This is a genomic window from Mesotoga sp. Brook.08.YT.4.2.5.2., from assembly GCF_003351125.1.
GTDB lineage: Bacteria > Thermotogota > Thermotogae > Petrotogales > Kosmotogaceae > Mesotoga.
Window position 1 is genome coordinate 1 of record NZ_JPGZ01000040.1, and the last position, 26,221, is coordinate 26,221.

Consider the following 26,221-nt stretch of genomic DNA (forward strand, 5'->3'; position numbering starts at 1 on the left):
GCACTAAGGGTATACCGAAATAAGGATACGATCGAGAAGTCTTTTGATGACTTGAAGAATCAGCTGGACATGAAACGCCTGCGCATTCACAGTGCTGCTTCTATGGATGGCAGACTCTTTGTTCAGTTCATTGCCTTGATCCTTATGAGTGCTTTGAGAAAGAAAATGCGTGATACAAAACTCATAGAGAAATACACCGTCCGAGAACTCCTTCTCGAGATGGAAACATTAACTCTGGTACGATATTCAGGCAAGTACGGTCATATCCTTACCGAGATTACCAAACCACAACGTGAAATACTCCAGAGTCTGAAGATTCAACCAAAGTCATAGGTATAATTTGTCCGGGAAATTAGGAGAACAAAGGAACGAGATGATCGAACAATAAAGAAGATATGTGGTCAATGATGAGCTCTTTCTCATATCGATAGTTGGCTTCATCGATTGATTTCACATTCCTTCCACTTATTGATTTCTATAATTGTTTTAGTTTCATATGGAGGTGACAAGAATGAAAAAGATACTAGTTGTTTCGGTATTGGTGTTGATCTTCGGGGTCGTCGCTACTGCAGCTCCAAATTTCGGAAACAGAGTAGATAAAGATATTCTGAAACTGCAGCGCCAGATTCAGATAGCAAATGTGCTAAACGCAGTTGAACTTTCTCCTGAGCAGCTTCAGGAGATTTACGATCTTGCGAAATCCACTCGCGAGGAACTCGAAGGCCTCAAAGAGAGGATTACTAATACTCTTGAGAGCACTCTCGAGGAGGCAATTTCAGGTGAAATTGCTCCTCTTCCAGAAAGAGAAGCTTTTGCGACTAGAACGCAATCCATAATGGAGAATTATCTAGCCGGTCTGAAATCAATAATTACTATCGAGCAAGGTGAAAATCTTGCCGCGTACTTGCAGCAACGGGTAGCTTCGAACCGCATAGGCACAAGCAGAGTAAATGAAATGAGAGAAAGAATTGAAGAGAAGCTTCCCGATGTAGCGGAACAGATGAGACATCGTCTGGAGAATCTCCCGCCCGAAGCTCAGAAGCGATTGAAGAATCTTGATGTTCAGGAAAGAATGAAAGTTGTCAAAGAGCAAGTTTCTGAAAGAATTACCGACAGGAGACCTGAGACACTGCAGAATAATTTGCAGAACAGAATCACACCTCAAAGATTGGCCATGATTCTACTATCTGACGAGGCACTTGAAGTAATGGAGAAGATGTTAGCCAAGTAGTTGTCTTCGAAAACCGCTTACTTAAGCCGGAGAGTGAACTTGACTCCGGCTTCTTGCTTTCTTGCAAATGAATGAGAAGGATAACAGCAGTTGGGCTCCAGTAACACTTACAGTAGTCGGGTTCATTGCGATTAAGGCCGGCGTAGTGATTACTAGTTATCGGAGGCGAACATATTTGTAGTGAGACTACCGGCTCTTTGTAAACACCATAGCGCTCGTCAAGTATGCGAGGCCCTTCTGTCTGTTAAGAGTGAACGAAGAAAAGGTATCGACCTCAAGCAAGAGATATTCTTCGGCTTGGACTATCATTGCAGTTCAATAATGTCAAGCTAATGAGTCTTCCCGTAATGATCCCTCTGTTCCTGAAATGCATCAGTTGTACTGTTTTGTCTTTGGAAGTAGGCGAACCATCTGATTTCGGTTCTGTTATTCGTCCGACCATAGGAGCTGGTCAACTGATTGCGATGAATTTCACCTTGTCTCTTCGCGAAAGTCTTTTCTTGCTTCAGAATACTCAAGTCATAGTTGTTGACAACAACATTTCTCTCGGTAAAGATGGAATTCGTTTTCTTAGATAATCCCCTGCAAATAAACCTAACGAAACGCAGGCAGCTATAGTACGTCTGAAGTATTCAATGGTTGAGGTAATAAAATATGATTAATAACTTGTCTGGTGAGTAGACAACAAATCAAGTTGAGGTAGGTCAATTGGCTATGAAAGCAAGAAGACGAACCGCGACAGATGTAGTAAACAAGCTCAAGAAAATGATAGTCCTCGAGGATCTAGAGAGACTTCCAGGGGAACTCGAACTTACTGAACGATTGGGCGTAAGTCGAACCGTTGTGCGTGAAGCGCTCAGGGTTCTCGAATATGAAGGCATAACCAGAACCGTTCACGGAAGCGGAACTTTTGTTCTAAAGAGAACGAAGTTAAGAATTCAGTTCAATGTCAATTTTGAGATTGAGACAGACAGCGCAAGAGATATATTTGACTTGATAGAAGTCCGAAGCACTTTAGAGAAATCTGCGATAGCTCTCGCAATATCCAATTCAAGTCAGAGTGATATTGAAGAGTTTTCTCGCTGTATGGAAAAACTTCTAGAGGCTATAAGAGACAAGCATGACCTCGCAAATACAGACGCTGCCTTCCACAAGAAGATATTTGAGATCTCTCACAATCGATTCCTCAAGGAGGTTTTCGACGTGGTCTTTGATGGACTTGAGATCTTGTGGAAGTCGCCACTTGGATTGGATACTTTCGGAGATGCCGGACTGCCTCTTCATGAGGACCTCTATGAGGCAATAGCATCCAGAGACGTTAAGGGCGCACTGAGAGTCTACGATCAGATCATCGAGATTGACAAGAAGGACATAGTTGACCTAACTGGTTATGGTCGGGAACTGCTTCATAACTGCCAGGGAGTTGATAGGAGTGACTCATATGAAGATTGATGTACTGAAGATTCTTGAAAGAGATGACAAATGGTACTTAGGAGGGGGGAACAGGCTCCTATGGGCTCCTCCATTTCCGTTGTTTCTCGATAGTCCGGGAGCATGGGATTTTCTGAGTTACTTTGACATGAGAATTGATCCAGGTTATGCGATCAGCACAATGAAGAATGGAATCCCAATCGATTTCAGGTGCGTAGACAGGACATGGAACCCGGCGGTTCTTAAGAGCAGGTTTTCGGCTGAGAATATTGAGTTGATCGAAGAGAAAGCTTTGCTAGAAGAGGACTTTCTTCTCTCAAAAGTAACGCTCAAGAACATGGGCGAGGAACCGATCGAGTTGGATGTTGTGGTTTGGACAGCCCAGCAGTGCTCTGAGAGTGATCTAGAGACAGATATAACGCATGCAGAACCTGCGAAAAACGGAATTCTCTTCGGAAAGAAACTCATCAAACCAAACAGAAGACCAATCGAGTCAGAGGTGATGTTAGCACTTGAAGCCATGGAGAACTACAACATTACCTTTTCGGAGAGAACGGCCAACATCCCGAATTTCAGATTGACTCCATTCTACGAGAAACTTAGCAAGAAAGGGCTCTTGGCCGGAATCGTCAATAATGGCATTAACAGAAACGGACTACTCTACATGGGCGTTCACAGAAGAATCACTATCGATCCGATGGACGAGTCTGTATTTGTCTGTGGTCTTGGTGCCGCGCAAAGTGGAGAAGAGGTTATTGAGAGAGGAGAAAGGCTGCTCAGTATAGATCCTGTTAAAAAGAGCACGGAAACCTGGGAACGGTATTTTGCATCGTTGCCTCAGTTTCGCGTTAGTGATCCATTCATGCAGACATATTACTACTACAGGTGGTATGGACTAAAACTGTTCACAAGCGAGGTTAGCGAGTCATTTATGAAGCATCCGGCAATTGCCGAAGGCCTCGACTACTTCAGAGCACTGATCACTTACAGCGCACAATGCCATATCCTGGAAACTCGCTGGTCCAACAGTCCGAGTATTGGTCAAGGGAGTCTGCTGAACTTCTTGGAGAATCAGAAAGAAGATGGGGCGTTCGTAGGTCATATCTATGTTAACCAGATTCAGGAGAACGGTTTCTACCACGCCGACTGGGGGAGGGCGATTCGGGATCTACATAGTGTTCACCCAGATATTGATTTCATAAGCAGGATTTATGAACCACTAAAGAAGTATCTAGCCTACTTCGATTCATCTAGAGATCAGGAGAACTCCGGACTCTATGATGTAGTCGATCAGTTCGAGACAGGACAGGAGTTTATGAGCAGATACACTGCCGTTGATCCAATGTCTGATAGGTACGGCTGGACAAATAATATAAGGCTTAAAGGCGTAGATGCAACAGTCTATGTATACAACCTCAAGAAGGCGCTCTCCTGGATGGCGGGAATTCTCGGTCTTGATGAAGAAAGCAGCCGTTTCAAATTGAGCGCCGAGAAGACGAAGAAGGCCGTTCTTGAAACAATGTGGGATCCGGATTACGAAATCTTCTCAGATGTCAATCCAGCCAATTTCAAGAGAACGGGAGTGAAGGCAGCAGTATGCTTCTATCCCTATCTAACGGATATCGTAGATGAGTCTCACATTCCTGGTCTCAAGAAGCATCTGCTCAATCCAGCAGAGTTCTGGACCGAGTTCCCAGTACCAGCAACAAGTCTAGATGATCACTCCTTCAGTCAATGGGCCGAATGGAAAGGCAAAAGACACAACTGCCCCTGGAACGGAAGAGTATGGCCAATGACAAACAGCCATATCGTAGACGTTCTAGGAATATGTGCAAGAAGATTCAAAGACCCACTCCTTCGCGAAAAGACTGTTGAGATTATCGAGAAGTTCATCAAAATGATGTTCTTTGACGGTGATCCAAGAAGACCGAATTGCTTTGAACACTATAACCCTTTCAACGGAAGGCCGAGTATCTACAGAGGTGTCGATGATTACCAGCATTCATGGGTAATCGATCTTCTGATCAGATACGTTGTAGGCATTGATATCTCTGAGAATGGAATCGAATTTGATCCATTTCCCTTCGACCTTGATTTCGAGATCGATAATCTGGAGGTTGCAGGAAGGCAAGTTAGAGTTGTTTCGAATAATGGCGCGGTTGAAGTTCAGCTTGGCGGGAAAACAACTGTAATCAATTAATCACCCGCATTCTAGCGGACAGGTAATCAAAATGGAGGTGGGAGTATGCAAAAGGTAAGATATCTGAAGGGTTCTCTTGTGATTGCTCTGATTTTGCTTTCTTCACTTGTACTGGGAGCAACCAAGCTCAGAGTCACGACCTGGGCAGGCGCTGAAGAAGCAGCTCTTGACGAAGCAATCATTGCCGAATTCATGAGGCTGAATCCGGAGTATGAGGTAGTCTACGAACCGGTTCCAGGCGACTATTACCAGAAAATCCTGACCGACATCGGAGCGGGAACTCCACCCGATGTCATTCTGCTTGATGCCGAGATGATTCCTGCATTTGTCGAAGGCAACTACTTGACAGACATCAATCCTTTCATCAGCAGGCTGAGCAGAGAAGGTGCAAGCGGCACCAACTTGGACGAGTATTTCCCAGTACTTGTCGACATCTTCAGATCGGGTAGGAGTCTGTACGCCCTTCCAAAGGACACGAGCCCAATTGGTATATTCTACAACAAGAAGGTCTTTGATGAACTTGGCGTGCCTTATCCTCCTCAAGATGGCTGGACAATGGAGGAATTTGCAGAGACCGCTCGTCTCTTGAGCAAGGACACTACTGGTGATGGAAAGAACGACGTTTGGGGCTTCGCTTTCCCGTCATGGGTCGGTGTTGTTGTACCACTCCTTTGGGCAGGCGGCGGAGAGGTCTTCAGCCCGGACTTCACTCAGACATCTGGTTATCTCAACAGCGATCTGAACGTGAATAATTACGGCTTCTTCATCGACCTCCTCTCAAAGGGATATGCACCTTCTCCTCAAGAGGCTAGCTCTTTGGGCGGAACTTCTGCACTCTTCTATACAGGGAAAGTGGGGATGGTAATCACAGGTAGATGGTTCAACGTGTCAATCAGAGGTCAGATTGCCAAGGGGGCTGACCTGGTTGTTGGAGCTGCACCAATACCTTACGCAAGTCCTGAAAGCAAAGCAACCGTAACCTACGCTTCCGGTTGGGCGGTCCCTGTCAACGCTCCCGACAAAGCAGGCGCAACAAAGCTTGCTGCATTTCTCTCAAGCGAATTTGCTCAAACAAAACGTTGTTTAGAAGGCGGACTGGCAATATCTGCAATAAAGAACATCGCAGAGCTACAGGCAGCTCAGGACGAACTCGACGCAGCTTTCATCAAGATGCTTGATTTTGCAAGAGTCCCGGTTGGTTCTCAGACGAAATACTATAGACCGCAGTTCGAAGACACATGGGCAGAGGCATTTGACAGGATGAACGTAGGTGGAGAGACCGTCAAGCAGGCAATGGATTGGGCTGCAACAACAATGGACACGTATATCGAAAAGGGTGAAAACTGATTTCTTCATCTGAGGGGCAGTCTGCACTGCCCCTCGTTTTCCGGGAGGGATGGCTTTGAGGCACTACAAGATCATTGTCGGGTTACTGGTGTTTGTTGGCCTTCTGATGATATCGGCATTTGCCATTTTGGGTTTCTATGCCAGAAATGGCCTCAATGACTTCTTGGTTGAGAGTGAGGCTTCTTTGCTAAGAAGCTTCAAACTCAACTACCAAAACCTGACGGCCTACATCGACCTGGAGATGGATCCTTTGATTGAGAGGCCAGAATTAGTCACTGCCGTACTCGAGAGTTTTTCAGATGACATTGTCTTTGCTGGCTTGTTCGATTACTCAGGCAACCTGATTGATGACTTTGGTTATTTTGCGCCGGATAGTCTATCTTCCTCCCTGTTTTTCGAAAATCTTACCTTTTCGATTGGATATCCGAAGACTGAGCTCGTCGTTTATGGTGATGAAACATACATTCAGACTGGGATACGCCTACTTGACGACAATATCCTTCTGGTTGTTCTCGACAGATTTGACGATCTTCTCGACAAAGCAAGTGAAACGTATGAAAGAGATTTCGTCGTTTACTTCGGTGACGAAAATGATTTCGCTGTTCCCAGAGATTCGCCCAGAATAGAAGACGACTTGATTCGTAGTCTCTTCAGAAAAACGATAAATAGCCAAAGACCAGAATCTGCGGAGATCTCATTTGAAGGAAGCAAAGCGTTGATAAACGCAATTGCGGTCTATGATTCCGACAACTGGGATGTAATTGGATTCTTCTCAACTCTCACAACCGATGCGGATTGGGAAGACAAATACACCTCTTTGTCGCTTTTTCTGTGGATCTCTGCTCTTGCTTCATTCGTTTTTGCCGTTTTCGTCTTGCTCTCATTCTACAAGAAGGCAGCATCCCACGCCGCTCTGAATAAGCGTACTCGTATGATATTTGGGCTGACAGCATATCTGCCTGCGATCGTACTGATCGCTTCATTCGCCTTCTTTGTCTTTGGTGAAGCTCTTGGAGAGATTAGCGAAGGCGTTGGGTTGAAGAGAGCAAAGGCCTGGTTCAATGATGTTGAACATTTAGTATTGAAGGGGGACCAAGGATTCTTCGTTGATTTCGTTGACACATCGAGACGAAGTACGGGAGCAAACTTCATTGTCCAGCACGAAGGCGAAGTGGTCGCCTCTAATCTGACTGCCAGAAGAATCTCGAATCTCGAGATAGTCACATCTTCTCAAGTAAATGGAATAGAAACCGGTTCTGCGAAAGTCAATGATGTGATTCACACATATGCAAGCCGGAATATTGGGGGATACGATTTCACTGTGTTGTTCGAGGAGACTCTTAGAGAAAACTCTATCTTGTCTATTCAGTTCTTCTCCATAGGGGCAATTCTAGTACTTCTGGTAATGGTAATAGTAAGCGTCTTTATAGTGACAAACATTGAGTCTCACAAACTTATAACACGAACTTTCATTGGTTATGGTTTTCTACTGCCGGCTCTTGTCCACCTTGTCTGGTGGGCGGTCGGTCCTATGGGTTTTGCGCTGTTCCTCGCGTTCAGAAGATGGAGTATCGTTGATGCAGCTAAGCCGTTTGTTGGACTCGAGAACTTCATTGAGCTTTTCGGAGATCTGAAGTTCTGGAATGCAATGAAGAATACGGCAGTTTATTCGATTTACGTTCCAATAGGGATGTTCATTTCTCTCCTCCTGGCAATTGCCGTAAACAAGCTGGGGAAGCTATCTATTGTCTTGAGAGTTCTCTACTATCTTCCCGTTGTAACTGCAGGGGTCGCAACTACAATCGTGTGGCGCTGGATTTTCAATCGAGACTTCGGGGTCCTGAATTTCATTCTTGGCCTTGTCGGAATAAAGCCAATAGCCTGGCTTGAATCACCTCAGTTCGCACTGATATCAATGATGATAATCGGTATTTGGTCTGCTATTGGCAGTCAACTACTCATATTCCTGGCTGGGCTCCAGGGCATTCCGAAGGACTTCTATGACGCGGCTGCAGTTGATGGAGCGAGCAAATCAAGAATTTTTTGGAAGATAACGCTCCCACTGCTCAAACCGACGAGTCTCTTCGTTCTTGTCACCAGCGTCATTGGGTCATTCCAGGTCTTCACTCCAATTTATGTCTTGACCCAGGGAGGACCTCTTAGGTCAACAGATGTCGTCTTCTATCATATCTGGCAGTCTGCCTGGGTGGATATGAGAATGGGGTACGCCGCAGCACAATCGTGGATCTTGTTCCTGTTGCTGGCCGCACTGACTCTGGTGGAGTTCAAGCTCTTTGGCAAAGAGAGCTGGCAGGCTTACTTCTAGAGAGGAGATGATGAGATGAATAACAGGTTCTTCTCGATTTTCGTCAAAGTAGTAATTATGGCTTTGCTAATTCTTCTCGGACTATCCACACTACTTCCTTATATTCTCATGATCTCTTTCTCATTCATGGCAGAGTTTGAAATGTACAGACTTCCACCAAAGCTGATCCCGGATGTTCTTCGTTGGGAGAACTACGTGGAAATGTGGCAATCGCAACCATGGGGAAGATATATCTTCAACACTTTATTCATAACAATTGCAGTGCTTATTGGCCAGATAATCCTGGTAGCGATGGGCGGTTACGCTCTCTCTCGCTTACACTTCCCGGGTCGAGATTTCATGTTTAAACTATTCATTACTTTCATGCTTCTCCCTGGAGTTGTTACTCTCATTCCGGGATTCATCATCCTGCACTCGATGAACTGGGTTGATACCTATTGGGCGATGATAGTTCCAGCGCTTGGAAATATCTGGGGAATGTTCCTCATGAGACAGTATATGCTTAGCCTTCCAAGCAGCATAGAAGATGCCGCGAGAATAGATGGAGCGTCTTCCTGGCAGATATTCTGGAAAGTAATCATGCCTCTTTGCAAACCGGTGATTGCAACAGTTGGGACCTTCACTTTTCTTTCACAGTGGAGATCTTTCTTCTGGCCATTGATAGTTACGAGAAGCAAAGAGATGCGAGTTATTGAAGTCGGCGTAGCGATGTTCTCCTCTCAATACGTAACAAACTACCCTGCACAGATGGCCGCTGCAGCTCTTTCGTCTATTCCGATGATATTGGTCTATATTTTCGCCCAGAAATGGATCGTTCAGGGAATAAGACTTACATCGGGCTACGACAAGTAGCCAGTCGCTGGCAGAATAGAAGAAAGGGGTGATCAACTTGTCATTCTTTGGTGACATATGTGAGATCAAAAACGAATGCTCACGATCGATTTCTGCGGAGAATCCCGACGGAAGTGTTTCCGGAGGAGCTCTTGAACGTCCTGAAGGGAAGGGGCCTGCAAGAAAGCTGGGACAGGGGTGGAAAGTCAGACCTTGTATCGAGCTTCCAGCAACGGGAAGAGTCGAACTGGCAAGAATTGAGGGACCCGGTACTATAAGGCACATCTGGATAACCGTTGACAGTAACGCATACAGAAGCTGCCTGATAAGGTTCTACTGGGATGGGGAACAATCTCCTTCAGTTGAAGCTCCGCTAGGAGACTTCTTTGGTTGTACTCACGGATTGAGATACAATATTAACTCGCTTCCTGTGGCGGTAAATCCATCGGGCGGATTCAACTGCTACTGGCCGATGCCTTTCGAAAACTGTGCGAGAATTGAAGTCGAGAACCTCTCTCCAAAGCCTTTTCAAAACTTCTTCTATCAGATTGACTACTCACTGGGGAGTATACCTGAATCAGCCGCATACTTCCATGCAGAATGGAGAAGATCGATGACCACTCGAGAGTGTCCGGAACACGTAATCCTGGACTGTGTTAGCGGCATAGGTCATTATGTGGGCACGGTTGCCTCCTGGACTCAGTTCTCAAATGGCTGGTGGGGAGAGGGAGAAGTCAAGTTCTTCATTGACGGTGAAGAAGACCCAAGTATCTGTACAACGGGAACCGAAGATTACTTTGGAGGTGCATGGTGTTTTGGTGAGTCCTTCTCCGCTCCTTTCTGCGGTTACCCCCTATGGAAAAGAGATGAGGGACAGGTTCCCAGGCACGGCCTCTATCGCTGGCATATTCCTGATCCCATACGGTTCAACAACTCAATCAGAGTAACAGTGCAAGCGCTTGGCTGGTATCCCGACGGGGCATTCCAGCCCTTGACGGACGATATTGCCACAGTAGCTTACTGGTATCAAAGGGAGCCTCACTTGGACTTTTCAAAGAGATATTCTCAGGATGAACTGTGGTCGAGGTAAGAAACTGCAGATGATCTGTGTCATTGAAGAGAAAGGGAACCACCTCGCTGAGATTATTCAGAAAGCTGGATACCAAACCAGTGCGAGAGTTGATTGCGATAAGAATGAACTGATAATACTGAACAACATCGTACCGGATCTGAAATCTCTATTGCCCTCAATAGGCGCCAAACCCATAATTCTGATAGGAAAGGCCGTCAGAATGATTGAAACGCTTGGGGTAGAGGATGCCGGCACTATTGAAGAGCGAAGAGTGTTTATGGACAGCTCCCCGTGGGACAAAAGGGGATTTCAATGCTATAAGAACCACCCTCTATTTGAAGGATTGTTTGGAGGCTTCTACAGCATCCATCTCAACGGCCTTGAAAAGATACCGAATGTCTTCTACTATCTTGGCAGTAGAGCAAAGGTAGTGGCCGTTGAGAAAAGATATATAAGCTATATTAGGGAGAGAAAACTGATTTGGCTTCATGATATTGGAGGCTTTCCAGTTCTCTCTATAGGAGGCTATCTTTCATTTGAGGAACCCGATAATCCGTATAATGCCGAAGCACGAAGGTTCATCGAGAACAGCATCCTCTGGATGCTTTCTCCTAACAGACAAGGCAAATACTGGATAGAATCGGACTCGGTATTTGTTCAGACTTCAGAGACTTCAGATCAAAGACTTCCATCAGTCTTGTCAGTGACTAACTGGCCAGTTCCGTCTATGGAAATCGAAAACGCAAGAGGTTACATCAATTCCACAGGCCGACGTATTCTTGCAAATCTCTCTGTCCATAGAATTGAAGAAGTGTGGGTGCATCCCTTCCGAATCTTTAGATCCATGGAGTTCTCTATAGATGGAGAACACTTGTCAGAAGCGCTCAATAGGGTTCTCTACACACCCGAAAGAGTCGTATATAAGCTTTGCTGCGGAGAGATAACTGTCTTCTGTAGTCTAGAGAACCCCTATCTGTTCTTGCAGTTCGATTTCTACGACTACATAGAACACAGCATTGATATTCGTATCGAATCTGATCTCAGGATAATGTGGCCAATGGATGATGCTTTCAACGGAGAAAAACGGTTCACCAAACTTGATAACGGGTTCATTCTTAAGACCGAGGACGGCCAGATCAAGAGTCTGTTCATCTTCTCGAGTCCATCATCACTATCTCTGGATAGGATTGACAAAGAGATCTCAGTGACGATTGGTAGCAAAGTGACAGGAACGGCCGTGCTCTCGGTGATCTCATGTATCGAAGACGAAGAGCTCCCGAAGCAAATCGATATGCAAGATGAGATAATCAAGGCCAACGAATTCTACCTGAAGTACCTCGAGAAGGGGCGGATCATAACAGATGACTCAAGACTCAATGAGGCTCTTGACATGGCAAGAATTGGAGCAATCAAGTTCAGAGTGACCGTACCGAATCTTGGAACTGGCCTTGTAGCTGGATATGCTTCAAGTAGACCGGGCTGGTTCAGTGCGAGGCCCGGCTACGCCTGGTACTTCGGCCGAGACAGCCTCTGGTGCTCACTGGCATTTCTCGACAGTGGAGACTTCACCACCGTCAAAGAGAATCTAGAACTTCTAATGAAATTCCAGAGAATCGATGGAAAGATCTATCATGAACTCACTACCAGCAATGTTGTTCACTATGACGCTGCCGACTCCACTCCCCTCTATCTTTACGCGATGTATAGGTACTGCTTGCAGAGCGGCGACATAGAATTCGCAAGGAAAAACTGGGGCAGAATAGAGAAAGCTCTAGACTACTGCTCAGAAACCGATTCAGATGGTGACGGTCTTATTGAAAACACTATTGCTGGCCACGGCTGGGTCGAAGGGGGAAAACTGTACGGCGCAAAGGCCTCATTCTATTTGAACTGCATATGGATTGCAGCTCTCAGGGGCATAGAAATGCTTTCCAGTTATCTTGGAGAGGAAAGGGTTAAGTCTCATTTGTCAAATCTACAAGAACGATGCTTGATTGGCCTCGAAAAACTATACGATCCTGAGACGGGTTTTGTCCTGGGAATAGATGAAGCGGGAAAGCAAATGAAATTCAGAACGATTATGTCTTCAATGGGTTTGATCTTCAACTGTGTGCCTCACGAAAGAATCTCCGCCCAGATCGAAGATCTGGCTAGTGATGACTTTTCCACCGACTGGGGGGTAAGAATAATAGGGAAGAGCTCAGGGATATTCAATCCCAAAGGCTATCATGAGGGAAGCGTCTGGCCTCTATTTACCGGTTGGGCTGCTTTGGCTCAGTTCAGACTTGGGGCGGATCTTGACGCTCACAATCACATGCTTGCCAATCTATACACAAATAAGGACTTCTCATCAGGGTATATCCCGGAAGTTCTACACGGAAATACCTATGAACTCTCCGGGATATGTCCTCATCAGGCGTGGTCTGAAACGATGGGATTTCAACCCTTCTACGAAGGTGTGCTTGGCTTCGCTCCAAACATGATCGAGGGTATCATTGACTTTCAGCCCTCAATACCGTTGAACCTCAGGAGAGTGGAAGCTCCCTGTCTAGCGTTGGGGAGCAACTGTCTGGCATTGTCATATGAATGTACGACACTGATTAGTGACTGGATAGAAGTGACACAGCACTTTAGAATACATATGGAGAAGGAATTCTCTGTACGTTTCACACCGTGGATACCCAAACAATCAAGTGATGTTGGGATTTCTGTCAACAACGAACCGCTTCCCGTAAGAACCGTCGACGGAATCACATCAAAGAGAGTTGAACTTGACACAAGTATATCGGGAAAGAAGCTGGACATTTTTATTACTTATACAGCCCCGTTCTTGATCTTTCCAGTTGAACCACAGCTCACCAAAGGCAAAAAGAGTTCACAACCCAGGATAATATCAATTAGGAGAATATCGGAATCTGACTACTGGCAGCTGATTGTTAGATCGCCGGGAAAGATTACTTCCATTCCCATTATGGCATCCAGGAAAATTGAAGCCGAGAACGCCAATATTGTGGGCAACGAACTCATCGTGAAGGGTAATAAGAGCAATTCATACAAAACGGTGACTGTTCTTCTTAAGGCTCATTCACGAAATGCTTAGACAGTATCGCGAAAAGGCGACAACTGTAGATTCACCTCTGCTGAGGAAGAGAAGTCTGATAGTATGTAGTTGTGGCGTTGACGAGAAATCGACTATTTGTTGAAGTCTGCAGTGTTTTCGCTTCAATGAATTCCCCACTAGATTCTCTTTTGGCGCATAGCCAGATGCAATTTGTTTGATCATTAGTTCTGAGATCTACTCGACAAGACGTTCTCGAATAGATGAACTCACTTATTTGGCTTTGTTGTGCTCAGCATTTGGCCTGTGAAGTGAAGAGGGGCACTTCATGAGTTGGCACCTGCCTCCTTCTGCAATTTCGACCTATCTCAGCACCAGCGCTTCATGGAGGTGGAAACACAATGAAACTCAAACTGTTTTTCTTTGCTCTTTTCCTATCAATTGTACTGTTCTTGACGCCCTCATGCATATTCAGGAGTAATCAACCACCTGGTTTCATCGATAGCTGTCAGTCCTTTCGTCAGATCTTATCTCGACTCTGGCCCTAATAATGTGCCGCTTACAAGAGACAACCGTATAATTAGCTATGCATCTGAATTATAGCTTACCACAATGATGCCGATAACGACCGTTCCGAAAATCAGGGTCTTTCACGACAGATCAGGAAGTGCCAGTTCAGTTGACCTGAGTCTTGGAGAGAATATCTGCAACTCAATGCGTCTAAACGCGAAAATGAGCACAAGAAATAACTCTGGACTATTTGGAAAAAACTGCGAGTCCCAATTTCAGGACCTGTTCTAGGAAATCGCGCGATGTATGTTTGGAACCTGAGGATACTCCAATAGTCTTCGGCCTCAAAGTCATCTAGTCTGAGTTTCTATTGCTCTCGACCACTTTCAAGGCGCCGATCGGCGAATCTCTGCATTGCCCTGGAAAGAAACTCTGAAAGGCCGTCACCGAACTTATCTATGTTCACTTTGAACCGCTCATCTATCACGTACATCTGTACCAAGGCGGCAACCGACTCAATGGTGTAGTAATGTTCAAAGCTTTCGTTGAACGTATTATACATCTTCTCGATTGCTTCCTGGGCGCGCGGGCTAAATCGGGATCTTCGTCCCTAATCTCCGCTAGCCCTCTAAATAGCTCATCTAGTGTCTTCTCCATGTCATTCCTCTCCCGATCGCTCTTCGATGCGATAAAATCGTTGCTTCTTCCGACTGTCTCGTCACCCCAAAGTTGTCTAGCTTCTTCTTCATATGGGTTGTAAGAGAAATCAAATCCTTTGAACTTCTCTCTTTGACTCATCGAATCTTCCCCTCTCATAGTTTTGAGCGTCCTTTCAAGAGTGTTGAGCAAAGCTTCAATTCTCTCTTTCTCAAGAATCAAGTTCTTCTTCTGAAGTTCTAAGGCCTTCTCTCTATCGAACCTTGGATTGCTAGAAGCTTCTCGATCCTCTCCAGAGAAAAGCAACACTGTTTGAAAAAGAGAATCTGCTGAAGTTTATCTAGATCTCCTTCGGAATACTCCCTGTATCCATTTGCCAAATTGCGCTTGGGACTTAGAAGTCCTATCTTGTCATTGTGCTGAAGCGCCCGAACGGAGAGACCGGTGAGCTCTGCAACTCCCTTCACATTCATGTGATCCTTCCAACATTCATCAAATATTATTACGATGCGTTACAGTCAAGGGCGCATCTTCTGATCAGTGTAGAACGATGTAAGCTCAGCCAGAGCGAATGCTTCCCCTATCTCATTCGAGTCAAACCACACAGTTATGGACATCACTTGTATCACTTTCAGGGGGTAAAGCCAAAGCAATTAACAGTTGATTACTCCGATCTGTTACTTGCCCAAACAATTTCGTCCAATATACAGTCAGATAAGTGGGAGAATCTATGTCCCGTTTTCTGTATCTTATACAGGTATAATTTGATTGGCATAAAGTGATGTGAAAACAGACCATTCATAGAGCTCATAATCGTACTTGGTATGACCACTTCCATTTGCAACACCAAGTAGTTCACATGGGGGATTCGAAGATGGATCTTAAGAAGTTACTTACCCTGCTGTCTGTGGTTGTGTTCTTGTTCGCTTTCTTAGGCGCAGGATCGACTCCGGCAACGAACAACTGCGACGAAGCAAGGGAAATCGCACGACAGGCGTATATTTTCGCTTATCCAATGCTTGAGAATTTCCGAACAATGACTCTGCAGGCCGTGATACCAGATGCCTTCAACCGGTTCAAGCATAGCAAAGGTTTGCTTGGGCCTGAATTCAGAGAGATTGTCCGCCCGAACAACGATACAGTGTTCTCGGCTGCATGGCTTGATTTGAGAGCTGAACCAATCATAATTCAGATACCTGCTATTTGCGAAAGATACTACTCCTTACAGTTTGTCGACATGTATACTCACAACTTCGCATATGCAGGAACGAGAACCACCGGTTGCGGGGCAAGGACTTTCTTGATCACCGGTCCGAAGTCATTAGTAGAAGTTCCCGAGAGCATTGATGAAGTATTCACCAGCGAAGGAAACTTTGTCTTGTGTCTAGCAAGGATTTCAATAAACCCAGAGATATCCGGTGAGCTTGATGCGATACGCAAAATTCAAAAAAGCTTTCTAATCCAGCCCCTGAGTTCCTTTCTTGGTTATGAAGCCCCTAAATCTGTAAGAACAGACACTTTTCCGGTCTTCAGACAGGAACGAGCCGAGTCGGCCGGTTTTATCTACTATCTGAACTTCCTTCTAGGCCAGCTAGAAATTCATCCATCTGAGAAAGCCTTGATCGAAAGATTCAGCCTTATTGGAATCGGACCGAATCTTCCGTTTGACGAAGCAGATCTTAATTCCGAAATACGGGCTGCAATTGAGCAAGGGATTGAAGATGCCATGGAAGTTATTCTCAGACCGGGTGAACTGCTGGGAACTACTAAGAATGGCTGGAGTCTCACAAAGCGAGTCTTCGGTAATCGAAACCAGATGCAGGGTAAGTATGAGATTCGAGCTTCGGCCGCTTACATGGGTCTCTATGGGAGCGATCTTGAGGAAACCTACTATACAATAAGTTATGCAGATGCCGATGGAGAATCTTATGATGGCTCAGGGTACAATTACCTGATCCATTTTGAAAGCAACGAAATTCCACCCGTTGGACCGGGTGGATTCTGGTCCATCACAATCTACGATGAAGACCAGTTCATGGTGCCTAATCCAATTAACAGATACTCAATAGGCGATCGGTCGAGATTGTCATACAACGATGACGAGTCTCTTGACATCTATATACAACACGACTCGCCTGGCGTTGATCTCGAAAGCAACTGGCTCCCCGCGCCCAATGGACCTTTTTCTTTGTCCTTGAGAATGTACCTGCCTTCACCAAGAGCCCTTGATCCTCTATACTGTCCTCCTGGAGTAATAAAGTCAGAATATAGGGAATGAATGCCAGCCCGACTATCATAATTAGCTTTTGCTATTAAGTGAGCCAATCGCTGAGTTGAGACCGTACAAACGCAGTAATGATTTTTCGGAGCGTTAAACTAAATAGAATTTTACGTGCTATCATTAATCAGTATGCTTCTAACATCTTATGTAGCGTTTTCAAAGCCCCGGGGCGAGTCAATTGGATAGAGCTGGACTTTGCATAGGCTCAAGCACTATTTCCTGGTATGATGGTCAAACTCCCAGAAGGCTTTTGCATGAAGGAAATCCACTAAGAGTACTCAAAAGCTTTCTTCCGGAAATCCTTGAAAGAGGAGTAGTCGTAGTAACTGGAAAGAAAGGAAGAAGGCTGTTGAATCTTCCGCAAATCCCCGAAGTTGAAGCCACTGAATTTGCCTACAAAGAACTGAAAAGCAAGTACGGAGATCATGAGGCAATTGTGAGCGTGGGCGGAGAGAATTTCACGCTGTATAAGCTAAACGATAAGGGAAACATCACAGCCGTCTTCACAGGAAGCAAATGCGCTTCAGGAACTGGAGAGTTCTTTCTCCAGCAACTAAAGCGAATGGATGTCGAACTGGATACAGCAAACGCAGTGGAAACAAACGAGATTTACGAGCTTTCTTCCAGGTGTACCGTGTTTTGCAAGAGCGATTGTACTCATGCTCTTAACAAGGGAACACCTAAAGAATCGGTTCTCAATGGTCTTGGAAAGGTCATGTCCGACAAGATCGGTGAGCTCATGCACAGGGCTGGTGTAAAGAAGATACTTCTAGTTGGTGGAGTAACAAAAAACCGGCTTGTGCTGAATCACTTGAAAGAAATCGCGGAAATTACCATACCTGATGAGGCTCTCTTCTTTGAGGCCTTCGGCGCTTATCTACATGCCAGTGCTCTCGAAGAAATCGAGATAGATAAAGAGACTGTCTTCAAGGAAGGTATAATGACTTTCCCCAAGAATGAGCCCCTTTCAAAGTTTGTAGACATGGTCGATTTCAAGGAGATGCCTTTCGAGACAGCTGAAGACGGTGATTCTTGCATTCTCGGTATAGACGTTGGTTCAACTACAACCAAGGCGGTTGTTATGAGAACCAAGGACAATACCATTCTTGCTAGTTCATATCTCAGGACTATGGGAGATCCAATAAAAGCTACACGCCAGTGTCTTGAAGAGATTCGTGCTTCGCTCGATGTTCCTGTCGAAATAATTGGTCTCGGGGTTACAGGTTCTGGAAGAAAGATAGTTGGCCTTTTCTGCGAGACGAGTGCCGTTTACAATGAGATCATGGCTCACGCAAGGGCTGCCTCATTCTTTGATAGAGAAGTCGACACGATATTTGAGATTGGCGGCCAGGATGCCAAATACACTTTCTTATCCAATGGCGTTGCCCTGGATTATGCAATGAACGAAGCCTGTTCTGCTGGTACAGGCTCATTTCTCGAAGAATCCGCAAAGGAATCTCTGAACATAGATTACAGAGAGATTGGAGACTATGCGCTTAAAGGGCAATCTCCACCAAACTTCAGCGATCAGTGTGCGGCCTTTATCAGCAGCGATATAAAGACTGCGATCAACGAAGGCATCTCCAGAGAAGATATCTGCGCCGGCCTGGTTTACTCTATCTGTCTGAACTACACAAACAGAGTGAAAGCTATGAGACCGGTTGGGAAAAAGGTCTTTATGCAGGGAGGAGTATGTCTCAATCGTGCTGTCCCCGTGGCAATGGCGGCAGTTACTGGAAAGGAGATAATCGTCCCACCTCATCCCGGACTCATGGGCGCATTTGGTGTATCACTCATGGTTAAGGAAAAGCTTGAACAAGGCCAATTGGAAGAAGAACGCTTTGAGCTGGTTGACTTGATCTCAAGAGAAGTGCGCTATCTCAATACCTTCATTTGTGACGGTGGAGCAGAAAAATGCGACAGAAAGTGTCCGATCCGCATAATTGAAGTTGGAGGGAAGAAGTTTCCCTTCGGCGGTGCTTGCAACAAGTATGAAAATGTTCGTCTTAACCTTCCAATAAACAGAAACGAATACATATATACTACCGAAAGAGAGAAGATAGTCTTTGAACGGTCAGACGAAAAGGGCATCGAGACTATAGGAATCAGCAAGTCTCTCTCTATGAATACTCTCTTCCCTCTCTTCTCAAATTTCTTCAGAAGTCTAGGGTTTAAAATCGTCGTACCGGAAAAGTCCGACCCCAGAGGCTGGGATAGAAAGAAATCGGAATTCTGTTTTCCAGTCGAACTGTCACATGGTTATATGTATGATCTTTTGGAGATGAATCCCGACTATTTCTTCATTCCAGCAGTCAAGGGTTTAGAGGTTGCGAACTCCGTTGAAAACTCGGTGTTCTGCCCATTTGTGCAGAGCGAACCGGACTGGCTAATGGGGAGTTTTGAGGAGCTCGGGTCGAAAAGAATTTTGACAGATTTCTTCGATTTTTCGCAGGGCTTCGAAAAAGAGAAAGAGAAGTTCGTCTTACTTGCGAAGTCACTGGGAAGGAACCGCGAAGAAGCTTTGACCGCTTTTTCCAATGGAGTAAAATCCTACGAAGATAGCGTTATAAGGATAAAGGAGATCGGGAACAGGTTTCTTGAAAACGTCGCGAGATCGGATTTCGGTGTCGTGATCTTCGGCCGATCATACAATGCCTTTTCCAGTGACGCCAACATGGGAATCCCGGAAAAACTTGCTTCACGCGGAATTCCTGTAGTGACTTTTGACGCTCTCCCTTACGAAAACGAAAGGTCACATGAGAAGATGTACTGGGCATGGGGTGAGATGAACCTAAAGGCGGCCAGATATGTAAAAAATAATCCAAAGCTCTTCGCACTCTACATAACCAACTTCAGCTGCGGACCTGACTCATTTTTGATCTCCTTCTTTAGAGACATTATGGGGAAAAAGCCATCCTTGATTCTGGAACTGGATAGTCATACATCGGATGCCGGAGTGGAGACCAGGATCGAAGCCTTCGCCGATGTAGTTAGAAGCTCCATAGAAAGGAACGCGGAGCCAGTAGAAAGCAAACGGGCGAAGAGACCGAAACTGATAACGAATAACGGGACATTCAGCATAGAGCTGCAGGACGGAAGACACATTCCCATTACAGATCCTTCGGTCAAAGTAATCGTCCCTACCATGGGCGAGTTTGCAGCTCAGCTCATGGCTGCTGCCTTCGAAAAGGTCGGAATCAACACTCACGTTCTCCCGAGACCGACAGAATTAGAGTTTCAGCTGGGAAAATCCAACTCATTATCCAAGGAATGTTTGCCTTTTCACCTGACTCTAGGAAGCCTTATTCGCTACCTTGAGGAAAACAAGGACGACAAAAGCATAATAATGTACTTCATGCCTGATACTCGCGGCCCCTGCCGATTTGGTCAGTACAGTACTTACATAGATCTTTGGCTGGACAAGAACAATGCGAGCAATGTTCTACTGTTCTCCCTCAATTCTGAGAACGGTTATGCGGGCATGGGCCTTCAAACTAAACTGAGAATATGGACAAGCATGATCATGGCTGACGAGTTCTGTAATGTTGAAAATGCCCTTCTTACGCTAGCCTCAAATAGAGACGAGGCTATCGAAGCATCCAGAGAAGCTCGCGAGATTCTTCGTGAGAGCTTGAGACGCGATTCATATGGTGAAGTAATCAGAAAATTGGAGACAATCTGCGAGAAGATCTCAAGGATCCCTCTAAAGAGCGATTTCGAAACGACACCAAAAGTTCTGCTTTCAGGGGAGATATACGTTAGAAACGACGAGTTCTCCAGAAAATCACTCGAGTTGTTCTTTGCAGATAATGGAATAATTATGCATGCTTCACCAATTGAAGAGTGGATCTACTATCTGGACTACATATTGCTGAAGAAATATGTACCAACAGAGCTTGGACCGTTGAAGAGAGGGTTGAAACATGTTGAAATTGTTGTAAAGCGATCTATAGAAAAGCGAGTCAAAAAAGTCCTCGAAAAAAGTGGGCTTTACAGAGCGCACTTAGTTGATATTGAAGGTATGGTAGATGTCTCAAAGGACTTTCTGAACCCCAAGCTTACAGGAGAAGCAGTCCTCACTCTAGGAGCCGTCTTGTTCGAATCGATAGACAGATATGACGGAGTCATTTCTATAGGCCCATTTGGATGTATGCCGACCAGGATTGCAGAAGCCATTGCAGAAAGAGGACTAGATCACCAAAGGAGAAACTCGAACAAGCTCAAAAGAGAGGTCTTTGATCTTGCCGGCAATATCCCGACACTCTTCTTTGAGTCTGACGGAAACCCATTCACTCCGACCGTCGAAAGCAGACTTGAATCCTTCGTGGTTCAAGTGAAGAGGGTGAAATCGTTATTGCTTCGACTGAGGGAAGAAAAAGCCTTAGCCCCAGATTAGACAGAGGATTCTTGGAGCAAGCAACTGCGATAAACGAAGACCTGTGAAGTACACAGAATCCGGCTCCCAAAATCCTTTCAAAGATCAGGGTAGCTCTCAGTGAAGACTTGTTTTCAGAAACAGTCATGGTAAATAGGTGGCGTTTCTCAGCGTTTATCTGTGGATTTGATCCAAACTATGTCGATTTTCCGAGTTCCACCTCCTTTTGTATTCTATCTATAACGAACAGAACGTGAAGTAAGTACAGAAGCACAGCTCCATTAGCCGCCAAGACCACGCCAATAACCAATCCCGGCAAGAGATGAGAAATCAGCATTGATAATCCAAATGTGATTGCAAGAACATTAAGAGTGAGCTGGGCGACGGTCAGCTTAACAAGTATACCGGGTATCTTACTGCCTCCTCCACCCGTTCCGCTCGCCTGCCGACCAAGGAACTTGCCTATTGAAATCGCCCCTCCCAAAATATTCAGGACACCGACAAGCAGGGTGAGCGGATAGACCAAGATCTCCGGGATAATGCACGATACAGTTCCAAGGGATGCAAATAAAAACCCGATCAAGATCACAGGCAGCGATCTTGGAAAGACTCCTATCGGGGTGCTTCCCGAGGCAATCATCTGGATAGCGAAAATCATCATCAGCAAACCAAGCTGGGCACTTCCCGAAAAAGGCAGAAGTCCGAGATTTACCGGAATCAACAGAACACCAAGAATTATCATGAAGACACTTGTGAATAGAATCATTGCCCTGTCAATTGGGAGTTCTACTTCTTTGTCTTTCCTTTTCTGTTCTTGTGGGTAAGTGCTGTATATCTTTCTCAGAACAAAAGAAAGATATACAATGGCGGCTCCATAGATCAGAACCAAGATCGCCGTCATCTGAACACTTAGAAGACTCTGGTTCCACAGGAGTATCGATATGAGAATCGATGAAACGTATGCCACCGTACATCCGGCTATCAAATGTCGGAAGATCCCCCCATATTCGGACCATGCTCTGAGCTTATCCTTTGACAGAACCATCTGAACAAGCAGAAAAGCTCCTCCGGGGCCAAAGAAAAGGAATAGCAGAAGCCTGGGAATATCGTTGAAGGCATCTGGAATGAAACAAGTTATCGTTCCAATTCCACCAATGATAATTCCTGCAGCCACGACGAGCTTTGATCGTTTCAAGTCACCAAAGGGCGTTTTCCCCATTGAAATTATCTGCAGCGAGAACATCACCAACAGAAGACCGTAAAGACCATTCTCATAGTAGGGTAGGCCGCCTGTAGCAACAGGGAAGAGCAGCATGCCAGTAATAAGAAGAATGAGCCCGGCTATCATCAATATTACAACTTCCAGAGAAAGCTCCGATTCGCTAAATACTTTTGTCAGTTTCATGGGCATTCATTCCAATCAATAGTAGGTTCCTTTGGTTCTGTAGTTCTCAAGGCGTTCTGCGGCCATATCAAACGCGAGCTTGTCGAACTTCTCTCGGTCTGTTCTGTAGGCCAGTTCGGCATCTCGGATGCTCTGCGGGAAGACAATCAGCAAATCTCCCTCTTCCATCTTCTCAAATATGTAGTTCACCGCGTCTTCAACGGACACTGAATCCGGCGGGGGAGTCAGCTCGCCAAATATAGCCGTACGCACATTTCCCGGGCATACAACACTGAATTTAAGACCCTCGTAAGAGAGCTCGTAATAAAGGCTTTCCGTCATGGTTTTCACTGCGCTCTTTGTACTTGCATACAGTGCTTGATATGGAAGCGGAACCAACCCTGCTATAGAAGCTGTGTTTACAATATGGCCGGATTTTTGCTCTCTCATGATCGGTATGGCATGGTAGGTCCCGTAGATCACTCCCCAGAGATTGATATCCACAACCTTTTTCCAGATTTCGAAAGTCACCATCTCGGTCGGGATTGTCATTCCGATCCCTGCGTTGTTGAAGACGAAGTCAAGATGTCCTGCATTCTTCTTGGCAGACATGATTAGCTTCTCAACCTGATCTTCCTTTGTGACGTCAGTAAGAAAAGGTACAGCTTCACCGGCGTATTTCGAATTCAATCTCTTAGCTTCTCTATCGAGATTGTCCTGATTAACGTCGGCCATAAAAACAGTCGTTGCCCCCCTGGAAAGCATCTCTTCGGTCATACCAAGCCCTATTCCTGAAGCCGCTCCGGTAACCACAGCCACTTTCTTCTCAAAGTATCCGTTCATTTCCTCCTCCTCCTCTCATATCCTATGGAAGTATCCTGGAATCGCCAACATTCAACTTAATTATTCCTTTTGCCATTGCCGCGGATGTAACCTTTTTGATCGGCAAAGCCTTCAGTGACCTTATGATTCTTGACTGCAATGGGTGCTGCTCATATGTTAGGCCGATCCATTCGACCGTGCCGGTACCATTCCACATCTGTTTGTAAACGGCCTCCTGAGGATAGAGAGTTGCATGACTCAAGGTAGCTCCGCCCTTTCCGAGATTAGGCAAATACCTCCACCCAAAGAGATTGATCTTAGGATTCTTGTTCAACTCCGCCAAATCTTCTTCACTTACCTCATCGCCTCTCTGGAGGTCTATTTTCAGGAATGTAAACTGCTCGTAGCTGGCCGCCACAAACCAATGATTTTCCAGATGGCGCTCAGACGAGATATCTGCGAACACCTTCGGTACTCCGTCCTCTTCACGGCCCCCGATTATCGGGCAGGTCTTGTTCTCCCATACGACAAGCGCATAGACTCCTTCGAGACCATCTGAGTTTCCCACATACTTTACAGGTGCCGTTACCTGAATTAGCCTGTATTCTCCCCCAATCATCCAGTCTACATCCCGGCAATTGGTGTACTGAACGGTAACGATAGGTTCTTTGAGCTCGAAATCTTCAGGGATGTGGTTCAGTAGAGCTTCTTCGTCCGTCTCATACTCCACCGTAATAACGGTATTGTCTCCGTAGACAACCCTTACCGGGTAGAAAGGATCGCCACCAAAGTGCACAGGCATCTTGTAGATAAAGTCATGGTTGAAAACGAATTTCCCTTTTTTCCCAGACACTTCATTTCCTCCTCTCTGCATCATGATGATTTAATTGGGGATTTTGATTAACGCCAAATCCTCCAGACTCGTAAAACTTTGTGTATGATTCTTGCAACTCTGCTTCCTTATTGATGTTTGAATGAATCTATAATCATCCAAAAAAGTCGGTAAGTCTCTTGAAGAAGTCAGGATGAATGAAGACTGTACGAGAAACCCGGCCTCTACTTCAAGATTATTAGAACACAAACCCTCATGAACTTCCAAGTAAAAATGAATCAGCAAGAACAGAAGGAATAAGCTTCATTTCTGCGCAGTATTTCCGTAAACTCTGTCGCCATACTCAACGCTGGGCTTGATTCTAGAGATGATCTCTTCCAAGTTCTATTCTTCTGAATTGACCTGGCCTGCAATTCTCTTATCGGTACGGCTTGGTTTATGTTATCCTGGAGCTCTTACTATTCAGAAACTGTCGAAAGACGCTCTTCAAAAGCATCCAATCCCTGTATAATTGGAATAAATTCTCGCTTCTGAGGAGATTCCGTAACCGACTTGCCAAAAGGCATGATGCTCTTGACGCGGAGTGGATAGAGAATGGCTAAACGCTTTCTAATTGTACTCTTGACAATCTCGATTGTTTTTCTTGCATCCGGATGCCTCTTTTTTGGACTACCCAACTTAAATGGCAGCTGGGATGTCATCATAATTTATTCCGGCGGGGCTTCTGAAACCGCAACTTTTCATATCGAGCAACACATAGTATACAACTACAGGGGAAGTTTCTGTCTTGATTCATCTTGCAGAGAACTTTTCGGAATGATCTCAAACGATCGCGAAGTACATATAAACACCTGGACTTCTGAAAGAAGAATAGATTTCGCTGGATCGGTAACCAAGGACACGATGTCGGGAACGTTCACGATTTTCGATCTGGACGAAGGAACCTGGGAGGCGACGAAACGTTAGTTCGTGACCTCTCCGATAATCCGAGAATCTTTCAGATTTATCAGTTGTAACTTGCTGAGAGTTAGGATCTAGATCCCTTGCATAGGCTGTAGAAGATTGTGTTCATTCAGGTAAGACAGAATAGATATTCTCTACAGGCGCAAAGGATCAGATTACAATAGATCATCGGATTCATCAAACACTATCTCTTGAAAGCACGTTTTTGGAGGGCGGAATGACAACAATATATCTAATGCGGCATGGACAGAGTAAGGCAAATGTAGAGGGGATATTTGCAAATGGCGATAATGGTTTTCCCCTAACCGATGAGGGAAGGATACAGGCGAAAATGGCCGCGCGCTATTTGAAGCTTAGGAACATTCGCAAGATCTACACCTCACCGATTCTGAGAGCAAGGGAGACCTCACGCATAGTCTCATCTGATCTTGAAATCGAACCTCAACTACTTGATGAGATCCGTGAATTTCACGTTGGCGAACTTGAGGGCCAGCTCATTCAGGGAGAAGCAGAAAGAGCGTTTCTTGAACTTGTAAGAAGTTGGATTGATGGCAAGATAGATAAGAGAATCCCCAACGGAGAGAGTCACAGAGAAGTTATCGATCGATTTTGGAAGGCTATGAATACAGTTGTTAGTGAATGTCCCGAAGGAGAAGTCCTTGCGGTAAGTCACGGAGGCTTTCTGTCAATGACCCTTCCCTTCGTTTGCAACGGAATCGACCCGAAGAGATTCTTCTCGAGATCAGGCATTTCGATAAACAACTGCGCTATAACCACCGTGAAAGCCCACAGAAGAAACGACTCTTTTTCGCTCGAGCTTGTGGACTGGGCGAATACTTCGCATATGGAACTGGATTTCGAAAAGGAACCAGTAGAGACTATCTGGAACTCAGAAGATTGA

Annotated in this window: 18 protein-coding genes and 1 pseudogene; 13 read left to right on the plus strand and 6 right to left on the minus strand. The window is 45.4% G+C overall.

Translation table 11 applies throughout. The features are described 5' to 3' along the window. The 9 genes and pseudogenes from Q502_RS10265 to Q502_RS10310 form a co-directional block, all read left to right on the plus strand. Nucleotides 1-333: pseudogene (locus tag Q502_RS10265) on the plus strand (transposase); the annotation flags it as partial. Between the two features lie 178 nt (nt 334-511). Next, nucleotides 512-1,231, plus strand: a complete 720-nt coding sequence (locus Q502_RS10270) for a hypothetical protein (RefSeq protein ID WP_102818718.1) — start codon at nt 512-514, stop codon at nt 1,229-1,231. A gap of 714 nt (nt 1,232-1,945) precedes the next feature. Beyond that, a complete protein-coding gene (locus Q502_RS10280; RefSeq protein ID WP_181815882.1) occupies nt 1,946-2,683 on the plus strand; it encodes a FadR/GntR family transcriptional regulator in 738 nt (245 codons plus the stop codon). Continuing rightward, nucleotides 2,673-4,862: an MGH1-like glycoside hydrolase domain-containing protein gene (locus Q502_RS10285; RefSeq protein ID WP_112109459.1), complete on the plus strand. Its 2,190-nt coding sequence runs from the start codon at nt 2,673-2,675 to the stop codon at nt 4,860-4,862. Before Q502_RS10280 ends, Q502_RS10285 begins: the two co-directional genes overlap by 11 nt. Nucleotides 4,863-4,907: 45 nt before the next feature. After that, on the plus strand, nt 4,908-6,209 hold the full coding sequence (locus tag Q502_RS10290) for a sugar ABC transporter substrate-binding protein (RefSeq protein WP_102818723.1): 1,302 nt from the start codon (nt 4,908-4,910) through the stop codon (nt 6,207-6,209). A gap of 55 nt (nt 6,210-6,264) precedes the next feature. Beyond that, nucleotides 6,265-8,535: a carbohydrate ABC transporter permease gene (locus Q502_RS10295; RefSeq protein WP_181456412.1), complete on the plus strand. Its 2,271-nt coding sequence runs from the start codon at nt 6,265-6,267 to the stop codon at nt 8,533-8,535. Nucleotides 8,536-8,550: 15 nt separating this feature from the next. Next, nucleotides 8,551-9,387, plus strand: coding sequence for a carbohydrate ABC transporter permease (locus tag Q502_RS10300; protein WP_102818726.1), 837 nt, complete (start codon nt 8,551-8,553; stop codon nt 9,385-9,387). A 37-nt stretch (nt 9,388-9,424) separates the two neighbouring features. Then, the gene (locus Q502_RS10305; RefSeq protein WP_207759723.1) at nt 9,425-10,456 is read left to right on the plus strand and encodes a glycoside hydrolase family 172 protein; all 1,032 of its coding nucleotides are present in this window, start codon (nt 9,425-9,427) and stop codon (nt 10,454-10,456) included. Nucleotides 10,457-10,466: 10 nt separating this feature from the next. Next, nucleotides 10,467-13,538, plus strand: coding sequence for an amylo-alpha-1,6-glucosidase (locus Q502_RS10310; protein ID WP_181456413.1), 3,072 nt, complete (start codon nt 10,467-10,469; stop codon nt 13,536-13,538). Between the two features lie 835 nt (nt 13,539-14,373). On the opposite strand, the gene Q502_RS14420 is transcribed toward Q502_RS10310, so the two are convergent. From Q502_RS14420 to Q502_RS14430, 3 genes are all read right to left on the minus strand, one after another. After that, complete coding sequence (locus tag Q502_RS14420; RefSeq protein WP_219724920.1) at nt 14,374-14,568, minus strand: TipAS antibiotic-recognition domain-containing protein; 195 nt, start codon at nt 14,566-14,568, stop codon at nt 14,374-14,376. Then, complete coding sequence (locus Q502_RS15115; RefSeq protein WP_375614299.1) at nt 14,490-14,822, minus strand: TipAS antibiotic-recognition domain-containing protein; 333 nt, start codon at nt 14,820-14,822, stop codon at nt 14,490-14,492. The genes Q502_RS14420 and Q502_RS15115 overlap by 79 nt, the downstream gene beginning before the upstream one ends. An 80-nt stretch (nt 14,823-14,902) precedes the next feature. Then, nucleotides 14,903-15,136 carry a MerR family transcriptional regulator gene (locus Q502_RS14430; RefSeq protein ID WP_219724922.1) on the minus strand — a complete coding sequence of 78 codons (234 nt, stop codon included), beginning with the start codon at nt 15,134-15,136 and terminating at the stop codon, nt 14,903-14,905. 401 nt (nt 15,137-15,537) lie between these two features. On the opposite strand from Q502_RS14430, the gene Q502_RS10320 reads away from it, so the two are divergent. Together Q502_RS10320 and Q502_RS10325 are read left to right on the plus strand one after the other, a co-directional pair. After that, a complete protein-coding gene (locus Q502_RS10320) occupies nt 15,538-16,941 on the plus strand; it encodes a DUF1254 domain-containing protein (protein WP_112109462.1) in 1,404 nt (467 codons plus the stop codon). A gap of 181 nt (nt 16,942-17,122) precedes the next feature. After that, nucleotides 17,123-21,340, plus strand: a complete 4,218-nt coding sequence (locus tag Q502_RS10325) for an acyl-CoA dehydratase activase (protein WP_102818729.1) — start codon at nt 17,123-17,125, stop codon at nt 21,338-21,340. A 175-nt stretch (nt 21,341-21,515) separates the two neighbouring features. Here Q502_RS10325 and Q502_RS10330 read toward each other — a convergent pair whose 3' ends face one another. Genes Q502_RS10330 through Q502_RS10340 form a run of 3 tightly spaced genes read right to left on the minus strand, consistent with a single transcriptional unit; the run spans nt 21,516 to nt 24,378 of the window. Further along, nucleotides 21,516-22,724: a hypothetical protein gene (locus Q502_RS10330; protein ID WP_258001617.1), complete on the minus strand. Its 1,209-nt coding sequence runs from the start codon at nt 22,722-22,724 to the stop codon at nt 21,516-21,518. Between the two features lie 15 nt (nt 22,725-22,739). Next, nucleotides 22,740-23,546 carry an SDR family oxidoreductase gene (locus tag Q502_RS10335; protein WP_102818731.1) on the minus strand — a complete coding sequence of 269 codons (807 nt, stop codon included), beginning with the start codon at nt 23,544-23,546 and terminating at the stop codon, nt 22,740-22,742. Between the two features lie 22 nt (nt 23,547-23,568). Further along, entirely contained in the window at nt 23,569-24,378 is an 810-nt protein-coding gene (locus Q502_RS10340; protein WP_102818777.1) for an acetoacetate decarboxylase family protein, read from the minus strand. A 573-nt stretch (nt 24,379-24,951) separates the two neighbouring features. Between Q502_RS10340 and Q502_RS10345 the strand changes: the two genes are divergently transcribed. Both Q502_RS10345 and Q502_RS10350 read left to right on the plus strand, forming a co-directional pair. Next, entirely contained in the window at nt 24,952-25,323 is a 372-nt protein-coding gene (locus tag Q502_RS10345; protein WP_102818732.1) for a hypothetical protein, read from the plus strand. A gap of 214 nt (nt 25,324-25,537) precedes the next feature. Next, the gene (locus Q502_RS10350) at nt 25,538-26,221 is read left to right on the plus strand and encodes a histidine phosphatase family protein (protein WP_102818733.1); all 684 of its coding nucleotides are present in this window, start codon (nt 25,538-25,540) and stop codon (nt 26,219-26,221) included.

What these genes read in the sequence shown, in the direction of transcription:
- Q502_RS10310 (WP_181456413.1), top strand. Translation starts at nt 10,467, where the DNA reads ATGATCTGTGTCATTGAAGAGAAAGGGAACCACCTCGCTGAGATTATT.
- Q502_RS10290 (WP_102818723.1), top strand. Translation starts at nt 4,908, where the DNA reads ATGCAAAAGGTAAGATATCTGAAGGGTTCTCTTGTGATTGCTCTGATT.
- Q502_RS10300 (WP_102818726.1), top strand. Translation starts at nt 8,551, where the DNA reads ATGAATAACAGGTTCTTCTCGATTTTCGTCAAAGTAGTAATTATGGCT.
- Q502_RS10345 (WP_102818732.1), top strand. Translation starts at nt 24,952, where the DNA reads ATGGCTAAACGCTTTCTAATTGTACTCTTGACAATCTCGATTGTTTTT.
- Q502_RS14420 (WP_219724920.1), bottom strand. Translation starts at nt 14,568, where the DNA reads ATGTATAATACGTTCAACGAAAGCTTTGAACATTACTACACCATTGAG.
- Q502_RS10285 (WP_112109459.1), top strand. Translation starts at nt 2,673, where the DNA reads ATGAAGATTGATGTACTGAAGATTCTTGAAAGAGATGACAAATGGTAC.
- Q502_RS14430 (WP_219724922.1), bottom strand. Translation starts at nt 15,136, where the DNA reads ATGAATGTGAAGGGAGTTGCAGAGCTCACCGGTCTCTCCGTTCGGGCG.
- Q502_RS10335 (WP_102818731.1), bottom strand. Translation starts at nt 23,546, where the DNA reads ATGAACGGATACTTTGAGAAGAAAGTGGCTGTGGTTACCGGAGCGGCT.
- Q502_RS10270 (WP_102818718.1), top strand. Translation starts at nt 512, where the DNA reads ATGAAAAAGATACTAGTTGTTTCGGTATTGGTGTTGATCTTCGGGGTC.
- Q502_RS10330 (WP_258001617.1), bottom strand. Translation starts at nt 22,724, where the DNA reads ATGAAACTGACAAAAGTATTTAGCGAATCGGAGCTTTCTCTGGAAGTT.
- Q502_RS10350 (WP_102818733.1), top strand. Translation starts at nt 25,538, where the DNA reads ATGACAACAATATATCTAATGCGGCATGGACAGAGTAAGGCAAATGTA.
- Q502_RS10320 (WP_112109462.1), top strand. Translation starts at nt 15,538, where the DNA reads ATGGATCTTAAGAAGTTACTTACCCTGCTGTCTGTGGTTGTGTTCTTG.
- Q502_RS15115 (WP_375614299.1), bottom strand. Translation starts at nt 14,822, where the DNA reads ATGAGAGGGGAAGATTCGATGAGTCAAAGAGAGAAGTTCAAAGGATTT.
- Q502_RS10280 (WP_181815882.1), top strand. Translation starts at nt 1,946, where the DNA reads ATGAAAGCAAGAAGACGAACCGCGACAGATGTAGTAAACAAGCTCAAG.